The organism is Coraliomargarita sinensis, from assembly GCF_003185655.1.
Lineage (GTDB): Bacteria > Verrucomicrobiota > Verrucomicrobiia > Opitutales > Coraliomargaritaceae > Coraliomargarita_B > Coraliomargarita_B sinensis.
The window spans coordinates 36,430-48,476 of sequence record NZ_QHJQ01000004.1; the positions used below are offsets into that span (position 1 = coordinate 36,430).

The window sequence follows — 12,047 nt, forward strand, 5'->3', positions numbered from 1 at the left end:
AACATTAATCATGGACAAACCGGAACTCCGGTCATCTATCGATTTTGATAGATCTGAACCGCCCGTGGCATCAGCGCATTTAGCTTCCGCATCCGCGTACTGTCCGAAGGGTGCGTGGAAAGCAATTCCGGTGGAGAAATTTGTTTTTGTGCTTCCATGCGCTGCCAGAACGGGATGGCAGCTCTGGGGTCGTAGCCCGCCTTGGCGGCATAAATCAGTCCGATCTCGTCGGCCTCCGATTCGTGCAGCCGACTGTAAGGCAACATTACACCAACCGTGGCGCCGGCCCCGTATGCGGCCATTAAAATCTGCTTCTCGCTGCTGCTCAGTTCGGCCTGATTGGCTCCGATTTGCAGCGCCAGAGCCCCGCCCGCAGCCAGCATTTGCTGGGAGACCCGCTCCGCACTGTGCCCGGCCACCACGTGTGCAATTTCATGCCCCATCACGATGGCCAGATCTGCTTCGGACTGCACCACTTTAAAGAGACCGGAATACACCGCAACCTTCCCGCCCGGCATGGCGAATGCGTTGATCTGGTCATCATCGAAAACAACAAACTCCCAGTTGGCATTCGGCAAATCCGGCGCCGCAACATAGGCGATACGATCCCCCACCCGCTGCACCATGCTGTTGAGCTTTGGGTCGCGTGAGATCGGCGTCTTCTGTTTGATCTCACCGAACTGCGCCGCAGCGGTGGAAGCAAGGGCATCCGGCGAGACCAGATGGAATGCTGAACGCCCCGTTTGAGGCACCGTGGTGCAACCTGCTAGAAAAAGTCCCAGCAGCAAAGCGGAAAGTAGGTGGGCCAACTTTGATTTCATAGCAAACAAACTGTTATTGAGAGGCACAACTGGCAAACCTTGTTCCCGAAAAGGCAGTGATTTTGTCAATACGGCCTAGTGTTTGAAGTGGCGCTTCCCGGTAAAGATCATAGCCATGTCACGTTCGTCGGCCGCGGCGATCACTTCCTCGTCACGGACAGAGCCACCCGGCTGGATAGCTGCGACCGCGCCGGCTTCAGCAGCCGCGATCAGGCCATCGGCGAAGGGGAAGAAGGCATCTGAGCAGACGACCGAGCCGTTCAAGGAAAGACCGGCTTCGCCCGCCTTCCAGACTGCGATCTTGGAACTGTCCACCCGAGACATCTGGCCGGCCCCCACGCCGATCGTATGCTCGCAACCGGCATAGACGATCGCATTGGACTTGACGTGCTTGACCACATTCCAGCCGAACACCATGGCCCGCATTTCTTCATCGGTGGGCTGGCGCTTGGTCACAACCTTCCAGTCACTGGGCCGGTCGGGCATGGTGTCGCGATCCTGCATCAGAATGCCGCCGACTACGGAGCGCACCTCGCGCAGTGAGTCCGCAGGCAAGCTGTCCTTCACCGTCATCAGCCGGAGGTTCTTCTTCTTAGCAAAGACTTCGCGGGCCGCATCGGTAAAGTCGGGCGCGATAATCACCTCGCAGAAAATCTTGGCGATGATCTCGGCCAGGTCGGTATCTATGGTCTGATTAGCGACAATAATCCCGCCAAAAGGTGCCTGCTGATCGGTCGCAAAAGCCTGCTCCCAGGCAGTCACGAGGTTTTCGGCAGAAGCCACGCCGCAAGGATTGGTGTGCTTCAGGATCGCCACGGTCGGCTTTTGGAACTCGCCGATCAGGTAGGTGGCGGCCGTGATGTCGATGATGTTGTTGAAACTGAGTTCCTTGCCCTGTAGCTGTTCAAAGCAGTCGAAGAAGCTGCCGTAAAGCGCAGCCTGCTGGTGGGGATTTTCACCGTAGCGAAGAACCTTGGCCTGTGGAAGTTGAACATCCAATTCGGCAGGTATCCCGGAGATATCCCCCAGGCTCGGCTCCTCTTGAGTCTGTTCGCCCAGGTATTTGGCAATGGCACCGTCATAAGCGGAGGTGCGTTGAAAGACCTTCAATGCGAGTTCACGACGGAGCTTGGACAGTGCTGCCGTATCGTCCATCGCGGAGAGAACACGGTCGTAGTCGGCCACATCCACAACCACGGAGACCGACGCGTGGTTCTTGGCCGCACTGCGCAACATAGAAGGACCACCGATATCGATGTTCTCGATCGCCAGTTCGAAGGTCACGTCGGGTTTGGCGACGGTTTCCTCAAAGGGATAAAGGTTCACCACCACCAGGTCGATCATGTCGATCCCATGCTCGGAGGCCGCAGTCATGTGGTCTTCCTTATCACGTCGGGCCAGCAAACCTCCGTGAATCTTCGGGTGAAGGGTCTTGACCCGCCCCTCCATCATTTCAGGGAACCCGGTGTAATCACTGACTTCCGTTACCGGAATACCCTCGCTCTCGAGGAGCTTGGCGGTACCGCCTGTGGAAAGGAGTCTGTAGCCGTGTTGCTCGACCAGAGCTTTGGCAAAGGGAACGAGCCCGGTTTTATCGCTTACGGAAAGAAGTGCTGTTTTTGACATATCGCGTGTTAAGTTCGTGAAAAGGGGCCGATTAAAGATTCTGCTGATTATCCGCCAAGCCTTGAATTCACCGGAAAATAGAATATTCCTGATTTATGTCTTACAAAACTATTCCTGCGGATCAGCTCCCGCCCCTAATTGAGGAGGAGCACATCGTCATCGATGTGCGCACACCGGCCGAATACCGGGCCGAACACGTTGTGGGTGCTCAGTTGCACCCTCTTGATCAACTCGATGCGGAAGCATTTTGCCGGCAATACAACCCCGACACACCCATCTACGTACTTTGCCAGAGTGGTAAACGCGCCTCCATGGCGGCGGAGAAGCTCATTGCCGCCGGGCACCAAAATGTCCACGTGGTCGAAGGCGGTACCAATGCGGCGAAAACCACAGGTGTCGCCATGAACCGGGGCAAAGGTGCGATCTCAATCGAACGCCAGGTGCGAATTGGCGCGGGTGCGCTGGTGGTCCTCGGCACCATCGCCGGCCTCACGATTCACGCAGGGTTTCTTGCCGTCCCTCTCTTTGTCGGCAGCGGACTCATATTTGCCGGCGTGACCGACATCTGCGGGATGGGGGCAGTCCTGGCAAAAATGCCCTGGAATCGATGACTAATAAGAACGCCCGTCCCGATTCTCGTAATAATTGATGTAAGCCTGGTTGAGCACGGCCTTCCCCCCCGGAGTAGGGTAATTACCGGTAAAGTACCAGTCCCCATTGTGGACCGGGATTGCTTCACGCATCTTTTCAACCGTGAGAAAGACGATTTCGAGTTCTCCCTTCCATGGGATGTTCTTCGGGTAAACCAGTTCGGCGATTTTTTTGGAAATCTGATCGTCCGTGTAGCGGTCGTAGAGCCGTTTCACATGGTTGACCATCTGATCGGCAGGCCGATCGGATTGTTCGACGCAGTCCTGATAGACTTCCTGCAGAAGATCGGCACTGCCGTCTTCTTTGATGAGCTCGACAGTCGCCTTGAAGGCGATGAACTTACCCAGTTCCGACATGTCGATCCCGTAGCAATCGGGGTAGCGGATTTGCGGCGCCGTTGAGGCCACCACGATCTTGCGGGGATTGGTGCGGCTTAGGATTTTGAGAATCGACTCTTTCAGAGTGGTCCCGCGCACGATAGAGTCGTCGATACAAACGAGGCAGTCGTCCTTCTGAACCACACCATAGGTGATATCGTAAACATGCGAGACCAGCTGCGCGCGGCCTGATTCCTGCGAAATAAAGGTGCGCAGCTTGATATCCTTGTGCGCAATCTTCTCGCCGCGGGGCCAGTTGTTCATAATCAGCTCGTCCAGCATCTGCTCGTCGAGCTTGCCTTCGTCGTTCGCTTTCAGAATCGCTGCCTTCACTTCCTTTCTGCGGTGCCGCCTGACCGATTCCAGCAGGCCGTGGTAAGCAACCTCGGCCGTGTTGGGCACAAAACTGAAGACGCTACCGGCAAAGTTGTTGTCGACAGCTTTCACCACCTGATCAAGCAGCGCACCGCCCAGCGCTTTTCGCTCCCGGTAAATATCCGGATCATTTCCCCGCGAGAAATAGATACGTTCAAAAGAACAGGGCTTTAATTCACGCTGTTCGGTAAAGCGTTCGCAGTAGATGTGCCCGTCACTCTTGACCACAGTCGCCGTACCGGGCTCGAGCTCGCAGACATTTTCGATCGGCTGGTTGAAGATGGTCATCAACGCAACCCGCTCGGAGGCAAAGGCGATAACCTCATCATTCTGGAAGTAATAGCAGGGCCGGATGCCCTGAGGGTCCCGCATGACGAAGGTGTCCCCGTTCCCGATCAGGCCGGCAATGGCATAGCCTCCGTCCCAGCCGTCTGCGGCGCTCTTGAGGATCCGGACCGGGTCGAGCTCTTTACTGATGATGCCGGGGATCTTGGTACCCTCAACGTTCTGATCACGCATTCGGTGGTAAATCGCATCGTGCGCTTCATCAAGATGAAAGCCGATCTGCTCGAGAACCGCCTGCGTGTCGGTGCCAAAAATCGGGTGCTGCCCACGATTGATCAGCCCTTCGTTGAGATCCTTCTCATTGGTGATGGTAAAGTTTCCCGCCAGCATCAGGTTCTTGGTCGGCCAGTTTGACTCCCGCACGTAGGGGTGGCAATTCTCCTGGTTATAGAGCCCCGAGGTGGCATAGCGGAGGTGCCCGAGGAGGATTTCGCCCCCGAATTGAAAGTTGTCTTTTACCGTCTGCGGAAATTCGGGATGTATGGTCCCCTTATCCACCATTTTCTGGTAGGCCTTCAGCTGCCGCTTGAAGATTCTTGAAAGCGAATTCGGCTTGGTCGTGCGTTCCCGGGCCATATAGGGCTTACCGGGGTCGACATCCAGTTTTACGCAACCCATGCCCGCGCCGTCCTGGCCACGGTTGTGTTGTTTTTCCATGAGCAGAAACAACTGGTTAAAGCCATAGAGAGGCGTCCCGTACTTCTCCTGATAATAAGAAATCGGCTTGCGTAAGCGGATCAGGGCGATACCGCATTCGTGCTTCAAAAAGTCGCTCATGAATAAATAAATTTCGCCGGTGAAAATTGCCGGGTGACCAGCATCGCGGGCGCTTATGTTTCAAGTGCGTTAAACTATGCCAGACAAGCAATAATTCCAATATGGGGCGGATTTACCAACTTTAAGAGAAATCACCGCTTTTTTTACCGCCAGTTGACGACATAATGACCCAGATTTTCGTGATTTGAGTTTAGGGATTTATTCAGGGACTTCACCGAATACCATCGCAAGGGTATCAAAATTTGAACGATTCGCGGATTGTGACCCTGTCCGGAAGCTGCGTAACTGAGTACGCCTTCAGCCTATCGACCACCACCTGCATGACCCGACAATGAACTTTTATGATTTAAACCGTCACGGCGAAATCGGAGCCAATTCCATCTACCTACAGATCGGCCCCTTCAATATACTTGTGGATGCCGGCCTGCACCCGAAGAAGATGGGCTATGACGCTCTGCCCGACTTTGAGCCCATTGAGGACGTTGATCTGGACCTCATCATTCTGACCCACTGCCATCTGGACCACCTCGGGGCCCTTCCCGTCGTGTCGGCCCACAACCCCACCACCCCGGTGATTACGACCGCACCAAACGAGATGCTCGCCCCGCGAATGCTACGCAACTCGATCAATGTGATGAAACGACAGCGGCAGGAACACGGGATCAGTGAGTACCCGCTTTTTCTCCACCGTGACGTCGCACAGCTCAGCAAACAGATCACCGTGCAACGCTTTGAGCGGGGCGAGATCTACCTTAAGGGCAAGGAGCAGATTGAAGTCATCCTGCACCCGGCAGGCCATGTCGCGGGAGCTGCTGCAGTCGAACTGGTTTACAAGCATCGGCGTATCGTTTTCTCCGGGGATGTACTCTTCGATGCCCAGCGGACTCTGCCAGGGGCCCATCTTCCGCAGGGACCGGTTGACACCCTCTTTCTTGAGACCACCCGTGGTGCCAAAGGTCGCGAATCCGGTCGAAGCCGTTCGACCGAAGTCGATCGGCTTATCGATAAAGTCGGGCAAATTCTCGATCGCGACGGAAGTTGTTTGATCCCCGTTTTTGCCCTGGGTCGTATGCAGGAGCTCTTTAAAATCATCTATGAGGCCCGAAATTTCGGCCGACTACCAAACTCGCCGATCTACGCGGCAGGTCTGGGAATGGATATCTGTAATTATTTTGATAAGATCCGCCGCCGTACCCAATTAATCGACTTCGACGCTTCGATTCTGGAGAAAATGAAAGTGAAGCCACCGGAACCAAAGATGCGCCCAGGCCGGGATTTGGCGAAAAAGGGAATTTATCTGGTGAGCAGTGGGATGATGGTCGAATACACCCCCTCGTATAATGTGGCCGCTTCCCTGCTCCCACACTCCTCGAACGGCATCTGTTTCGTGGGCTACTGCGATCCGGATACCCCTGGCGGACAGCTGCTGCAATCAAAGGATGAAGAAAGCTACTTCTTCAATGCACTCGACTACAACGCCCCGATTCGTGCCTCGATCGACCGATTTGATCTCAGTGGTCATGCCGACCGTGAAGAACTCGTCGAATATGCGCAGACTACGGACGCCCGTGCAATCGTGCTGACCCATGGCGATCAAAGTGCGCGGGAATGGTTTAAAAATGAACTTTCCAAGCGCATGAATCATTCTGTAGTATTGGATCCGGAAACGTTGGTATGTCATAAAATATAAGTTCTTTAAACTCCCACACTCGAATGAATTACGAGATTAAGTTTTATCCACAGTACAGTCTGGTGGTCGAACGGATTGAGGGAGAAATTACTTTGGATAGCCTTCAAAAAAAGACGCAAAGCCTACTTTCCGATCCGGATTTTAAGGATTGCCTATCCGGCGCCATCGATTTGCGCAATGCACATACTCAAATGTCGAAGCCTGAACTTCAGAGCTACGCACAACTCATGGATGAGTCCGAAGCATTCAAAACCACAAAGTGGGCGATCATTGGCAATGACCCCATGGTGATTGCGTTAAGTCAGGTTTTTCAGCAGCAAATGAGCGACAGCGAATTGATCGGAGTATTCGGTAGTGTCGCAAAAGCTGCCCAGTTTTTGAGTAAGCCGGAACTACTGCATTTCCTGAACGACTGAGCGAACTTGGACTTGCGCTTAGTTTTGCATCCGGGAACGGGAGAAACGCCCCCTACGGCTGGCCCCAAAGCAAGCCAGGAAATCCTGTCCTTCTTGAGTCTTGGCCTTCGTGTGCTGCGCCAATTTAGCGGGATCACCGGCCTTCATGTAAACTGATTTGTAACAGGCCCGAAGGTCGGAAATCGCCTCTCTTTGCAAGTTGCGCTTTAATCCGATCAGGTTGAGTCCGGTGACGACACTGCGCTCAGCAACCATCAGGTAAGACGGCACATCATAAGTGACAGAGGCATTTCCAGCGACCATCACCAGCTTTCCGATGTTCACAAACTGATGTATGCCACAGCCCCCGCCCAGAACCGAACTGTCCCCGACATGCACATGTCCGGCTAACATCGCATTGTTCACAAGGATGACACCATTACCCAGTTGGCAGTCATGGGCCACGTGCGCATTGGCCATCAGTAAGCATTTTTCCCCCACCCGGGTCGCGGCGCCCTCTTCCGTGGAACGATGTATGGTCACTGCCTCACGAATCACCGAGTTTTTCCCGATATGGACACTCGATTTGGTCGAGGGTGAAAAGGATAGATCCTGCGGCAGCCCACCGATCACGGCAAAGCTGTCGATGGTGACACCTTCTTCCACATTACTATACTGCCGCACGATTGCATGCGCCGCGATACGACAGCCCGAGGCGATCGAAACATCCGCTTCGATTACGGCGTATGGACCGATCTCGACATCATCCGCGAGTTGCGCCTTTGCGTCTACAATGGCAGTCGGATGGATGGACTGACTCATGATCGGCGCCGATGCTTACTGGCAGGGTAAATACGAAGGGGGCATGCTAGGATGCGACCGGTTGATCCTGCTCGAAGCGTAGGGACTTTTCATCCTTAGCAACCGATACTTTGATCGGTTCGCCGGGCTTGATCTCTCCAGAGAGAATGGCTTCGGCCAGTGAATCCTCCAGATACTGTTCGACGGCACGTCGCAGGGGGCGTGCACCGTACTTCTCGTCGTATCCCTTCTCGATAAGGAAATCCTTACACTCCTGGGAGAATTCAAAGATCAGCTCACGCTCCTTGAGTCGATCGGCGACATTTCGCAACTCAAGTTCGACAATGGACTGCATATCCTCGCGCCCAAGCGATTTGAAAATCACAAGGTCATTAAGACGGTTGAGAAACTCCGGCTTGAAGACGCGTTTGGTCTCGTCGAGAATCTTCTCACGAATTTTCTCATATTCGTTCTCCGCCGTGTTTTCGACTCCGAAGCCCATCGACGTATTACGCTGAAGGATGTCGGCCCCGACGTTGGAGGTCATGATTAGGATGGTATTTCGGAAGTCGACCTTCCGTCCCAGACTGTCGGTCAGGCGGCCTTCTTCGAGAACCTGCAACAGCAGCTGCACCACATCGGGGTGTGCTTTCTCAATCTCGTCAAAGAGCACCACGGAATAGGGCTTACGGCGAACCGCTTCAGTAAGCTGCCCGCCTTCTTCGTAGCCCACATAGCCGGGGGGTGAACCGACCAGGCGCGACACAGCGAACTTCTCCATATATTCGGACATGTCGATTTGAATGACAGCCTCCTTGTCGCCGAACATCTCTTCCGCCAGAACCTTGGCCAGAAGCGTCTTACCGACACCCGTCGGCCCGAGGAACATGAAGGAACCGATCGGACGCTTGGGATCCTTGAGGTCGGCACGGGAACGACGCAGCGCTTTGGAAATCACCTCGGTCGCGATGTTTTGACCGATCACCTCGCTCTGTAATTCAGCTTCAAGATTGAGCAGCTTTTTGCTCTCCTTTTGCTCCATACGTGAGAGCGGAATACCGGTCCAGTCGGCTACGACCTGCAGCATATCCTCCTCACCCACGTTAATCCTGTTTTCTTCGCGGGACTTCTTCCAGGACTCGACGAGATCGGTTTGCTTCTTGCGCAGCTGCTTCTCCTCGTCCCTGAACTTGGCTGCATCCTCAAAGCGCTGCCTGGAAATAGCTTCCTCCTTCTTGGAGCAAACTTCCTCAATGGTATCGGTCATCTCTTCGATTTCCGGCGGCTGTTTTAGGGACTCAATACGTGCGCGGGCGCCGGCTTCGTCCAGAATGTCGATGGCCTTATCCGGGAGGAAACGGGCCGTGATGTAGCGTTCGGACAGTTTGGCCGAGGCTTCCAGGGCCTCATCCGAAAATGTGCACTTGTGGTGGTCCTCGTATTTACCGCGAATCCCCTTAAGGATTTGAATAGTATCCTCCACCGAGGGCGCATCGACCTTCACGGACTGGAAGCGTCGGTCGAGGGCACTGTCCTTCTCAATGTATTTACGATACTCGGCCAGCGTCGTCGCTCCGATGCATTGCAGCTCACCACGACTGAGCGCGGGCTTAAAGATATTGGAAGCGTCCATGGCACCTTCGGCGGCACCTGCGCCAACGATAGTATGGAGTTCATCGATGAAAATAATGATGTTCTTCGCCCGGCGAATCTCATCCATGACCGCTTTGATCCGCTCCTCGAACTGACCACGGTATTTCGTCCCCGCCACCATCAGCGCAAGGTCCAGCGTGATCACTTTTTTATCCATGAGGATTTCCGGAACAATTCCGGATGCAATTTCCTGAGCCAGTCCTTCGACAATGGCCGTCTTCCCCACACCGGCTTCACCGATCAAAACCGGATTGTTCTTGGTGCGGCGGCAGAGAATTTGCACGACCCGGCGAATCTCATCCTTACGGCCTACCACAGGATCCATTTCCCCCTTCTTGGCCAGCTCAGTAAGATCGCGACCAAAAGCTTTCAAGGCCGGTGTCTTGCTCTCTTTCTTTTCATCCGGATTTCCCTGGGACCCCCCGGCAGTCGCCTCCTCCGGTTCGCTGGAAAAATTGGGATCCAACTCGGCGAGAATTTCGTTCCGGCAGCGTTCGATGTCCACGTCGAGTGACTTCAGCACGCGGGCTGCGACCCCCTCGCCTTCACGGAGCAAGCCGAGCAGAATGTGTTCGGTACCGACGTAGGAATGGTTCAGGGACTTCGCCTCCTTGCCAGCCAGCGCGAGAACCTTTTTAACGCGCGGCGTGTAGGGTATATTGCCCGAAGGTTTGCTTTCCGGACCGGTGCCGACCTGCTTCTCCACTGCGGAACGAACTGTTTGCAGGTCGAGCCCCATCTTCATGAGCACGTTGACCGCAACACCCTGGCCAAGATTAATCAGCCCCAACAGCAAGTGCTCCGTCCCGACGTAATTATGGTGAAAACGATCAGCCTCTTTGCGCGCCAGAGCGAGCACCTGTTGAGCACGTGGGGTAAAATTGTTCATCGGTTCCATATGTAGTAAAGTTATTAAGTCAGATCAGCGAGCTTGTCAAAGTCCAGAGCAGGAAGAGAGCCTAATTCTTCGCGAAGTTTTTTCGCGCGGCAGACGTCGCGCTCATCCGGCTCGATTTCCGATTTGGTGGCATGTTGAATGTGCCCCGGTTGGCACTCGATAAAGAAGCGGTCAATCTCCGCGCGGTTCGACTCCGGCAGCATCTCGAAATCAACCGCCAGCCGCAGCAGCGAGAGCATGTTCATCGCCTCAGCCGAATTGACTACGTGGGCATTCCGCAGAACCCCATAAGCGCGACCGATCTGGTCGAGCACCTTCGAGCGACTGTCCTCCAAGCACTTGAAGCGAGCATTCACCTCATGATCGATGACGGTCTTCAATACGTTGCCGAGGCGGTCAATGATATCACCCTCCTGCTCGCCCAGAGTTTGTTGGTTGGATATTTGAAAAACGTGTCCGGTCGCATCAGAACCCTCGCCGAACAGCCCGCGCACGGTAATGCCGAGTTGATTCACGGCTCGAATAACCCGCTCCATTTGATCGGAAAGCACGAGACCGGGCAGATGCATCATCACCGAAGCACGAAGTCCCGTGCCCAGATTCGTCGGACAGGCCGTCAGATATCCGAATTCCGAGTCGTATGCGATGTCGAGATGTTCCTCCAGTTCCGTGTCGAAGCGATCAATCTGCTTCCAGACATTCTTCAAATGAAAGCCTGTTTTGAGGAACTGGATACGCAAATGATCCTCCTCGTTGATCATGACCGAGCAGGTCTGCGCTTTGTTGATATAAACGCCTGAACCTTGCTGCGATTCGCAAAGCTCGCGGCTGATCAAGTGCCGCTCGACGAGGACCTGTTTTTCCAGATCCGATAATTCGGAAATTTCAAAAAAACTCCCCTTTTTCATCTTTCCCAGGCCGGACAGATGGTCGGAGCATTTGGACAAAATGTCACTACGCTGTGCCAAACTTGCGCGCTCCGGGAAAGGCGTGCCCAGTAAATTACGCGCCAGCCGCAAGCGGGTGCTGAGTACCACGGGAGTCGCCTTCTGCGTATTGTGGGTGAGCTCCGCGTCTTTACAATTGAGCAGAGGTTCAATCATGACTGGCTGTATTCGTAGTTCTCCGCTTCTTCTTTCAGCGACTTGATTTGGTCGCGATACTTGGCCGCATCCTCGTAGGCCTCCTCGTCAATCGCTTTGGCCAAAGCCTTTTCCAGCTTGTCGAGTTGAACCGTGATCGACTGGCGGCTGAGTGCGACATCCGGCGTTTTGCCCTTGTGGCAGGTGCCCACGTGCATGTCTTCCAACACAGGACGCAGTAGTGATGCGAACACCGTAAAACAGGACGAGCAACCCAGACGACCGGTGCGACGAAAGTCCGCCGTCGTCAGCCCGCAATCGGGGCACTGTAAGGAGCTATCCTCCTCATGTGTCGGCACATGTGACTTGTTCAGGAGGTCGGCCAAAGAAAAGCCTTCCGGATCGGTCACACCCTTTGCCTGCGCACAGGACTCGCACAAATCCACCTTGATAATCTTGTTGTTGATGATCTGAGTCAGGTGGACCGTGGCCTGATTGTCGCAGTTGCTGCACTTTAAATTTTCACCCATGGTAGTAAAATAGTGGTTTGTTCGCG

At 54.4% G+C, this 12,047-nt stretch carries 10 protein-coding genes; 3 read left to right on the forward strand and 7 right to left on the reverse strand.

The annotated features are described in order from the left end of the window. Window positions 1-35: 35 nt before the first annotated feature. Both DDZ13_RS06800 and purH read right to left on the reverse strand, forming a co-directional pair. A complete protein-coding gene (locus DDZ13_RS06800; RefSeq protein ID WP_110130696.1) occupies window positions 36-821 on the reverse strand; it encodes a M48 family metallopeptidase in 786 nt (261 codons plus the stop codon). 75 nt (window positions 822-896) lie between these two features. Beyond that, window positions 897-2,447: a bifunctional phosphoribosylaminoimidazolecarboxamide formyltransferase/IMP cyclohydrolase gene (gene purH / locus DDZ13_RS06805; protein WP_110130697.1), complete on the reverse strand. Its 1,551-nt coding sequence runs from the start codon at window positions 2,445-2,447 to the stop codon at window positions 897-899. A gap of 95 nt (window positions 2,448-2,542) precedes the next feature. On the opposite strand from purH, the gene DDZ13_RS06810 reads away from it, so the two are divergent. After that, the gene (locus DDZ13_RS06810) at window positions 2,543-3,058 is read left to right on the forward strand and encodes a rhodanese-like domain-containing protein (protein WP_110130698.1); all 516 of its coding nucleotides are present in this window, start codon (window positions 2,543-2,545) and stop codon (window positions 3,056-3,058) included. On the opposite strand, the gene DDZ13_RS06815 is transcribed toward DDZ13_RS06810, so the two are convergent. Continuing rightward, complete coding sequence (locus DDZ13_RS06815; RefSeq protein ID WP_110130699.1) at window positions 3,059-4,972, reverse strand: amidophosphoribosyltransferase; 1,914 nt, start codon at window positions 4,970-4,972, stop codon at window positions 3,059-3,061. Between the two features lie 331 nt (window positions 4,973-5,303). Between DDZ13_RS06815 and DDZ13_RS06820 the strand changes: the two genes are divergently transcribed. Together DDZ13_RS06820 and DDZ13_RS06825 are read left to right on the forward strand one after the other, a co-directional pair. Then, window positions 5,304-6,662: an MBL fold metallo-hydrolase gene (locus tag DDZ13_RS06820; protein ID WP_110130700.1), complete on the forward strand. Its 1,359-nt coding sequence runs from the start codon at window positions 5,304-5,306 to the stop codon at window positions 6,660-6,662. A 23-nt stretch (window positions 6,663-6,685) separates the two neighbouring features. Next, window positions 6,686-7,078 carry a hypothetical protein gene (locus DDZ13_RS06825; protein WP_110130701.1) on the forward strand — a complete coding sequence of 131 codons (393 nt, stop codon included), beginning with the start codon at window positions 6,686-6,688 and terminating at the stop codon, window positions 7,076-7,078. An 18-nt stretch (window positions 7,079-7,096) separates the two neighbouring features. Here DDZ13_RS06825 and lpxA read toward each other — a convergent pair whose 3' ends face one another. Genes lpxA through DDZ13_RS06845 form a run of 4 tightly spaced genes read right to left on the reverse strand, consistent with a single transcriptional unit; the run spans window position 7,097 to window position 12,021 of the window. Next, window positions 7,097-7,879 carry an acyl-ACP--UDP-N-acetylglucosamine O-acyltransferase gene (lpxA, locus tag DDZ13_RS06830; protein ID WP_110130702.1) on the reverse strand — a complete coding sequence of 261 codons (783 nt, stop codon included), beginning with the start codon at window positions 7,877-7,879 and terminating at the stop codon, window positions 7,097-7,099. Window positions 7,880-7,925: 46 nt separating this feature from the next. Further along, the gene (locus DDZ13_RS06835; RefSeq protein ID WP_110130703.1) at window positions 7,926-10,409 is read right to left on the reverse strand and encodes an ATP-dependent Clp protease ATP-binding subunit; all 2,484 of its coding nucleotides are present in this window, start codon (window positions 10,407-10,409) and stop codon (window positions 7,926-7,928) included. A gap of 14 nt (window positions 10,410-10,423) precedes the next feature. After that, the gene (locus tag DDZ13_RS06840; protein ID WP_110130704.1) at window positions 10,424-11,512 is read right to left on the reverse strand and encodes a protein arginine kinase; all 1,089 of its coding nucleotides are present in this window, start codon (window positions 11,510-11,512) and stop codon (window positions 10,424-10,426) included. After that, window positions 11,509-12,021 (reverse strand): UvrB/UvrC motif-containing protein, encoded by a 513-nt coding sequence (locus DDZ13_RS06845; RefSeq protein WP_110130915.1) that lies wholly within the window; start codon window positions 12,019-12,021, stop codon window positions 11,509-11,511. The genes DDZ13_RS06840 and DDZ13_RS06845 overlap by 4 nt, the downstream gene beginning before the upstream one ends. Between the last annotated feature and the right edge of the window lie 26 nt (window positions 12,022-12,047).

Bases quoted from the DNA above. Each gene is read 5' to 3' on its own strand.
- DDZ13_RS06800 (WP_110130696.1), bottom strand. From the start codon at position 821: ATGAAATCAAAGTTGGCCCACCTACTTTCCGCTTTGCTGCTGGGACTT.
- purH (WP_110130697.1), bottom strand. From the start codon at position 2,447: ATGTCAAAAACAGCACTTCTTTCCGTAAGCGATAAAACCGGGCTCGTT.
- DDZ13_RS06810 (WP_110130698.1), top strand. From the start codon at position 2,543: ATGTCTTACAAAACTATTCCTGCGGATCAGCTCCCGCCCCTAATTGAG.
- DDZ13_RS06815 (WP_110130699.1), bottom strand. From the start codon at position 4,972: ATGAGCGACTTTTTGAAGCACGAATGCGGTATCGCCCTGATCCGCTTA.
- DDZ13_RS06820 (WP_110130700.1), top strand. From the start codon at position 5,304: ATGAACTTTTATGATTTAAACCGTCACGGCGAAATCGGAGCCAATTCC.
- DDZ13_RS06825 (WP_110130701.1), top strand. From the start codon at position 6,686: ATGAATTACGAGATTAAGTTTTATCCACAGTACAGTCTGGTGGTCGAA.
- lpxA (WP_110130702.1), bottom strand. From the start codon at position 7,879: ATGAGTCAGTCCATCCATCCGACTGCCATTGTAGACGCAAAGGCGCAA.
- DDZ13_RS06835 (WP_110130703.1), bottom strand. From the start codon at position 10,409: ATGGAACCGATGAACAATTTTACCCCACGTGCTCAACAGGTGCTCGCT.
- DDZ13_RS06840 (WP_110130704.1), bottom strand. From the start codon at position 11,512: ATGATTGAACCTCTGCTCAATTGTAAAGACGCGGAGCTCACCCACAAT.
- DDZ13_RS06845 (WP_110130915.1), bottom strand. From the start codon at position 12,021: ATGGGTGAAAATTTAAAGTGCAGCAACTGCGACAATCAGGCCACGGTC.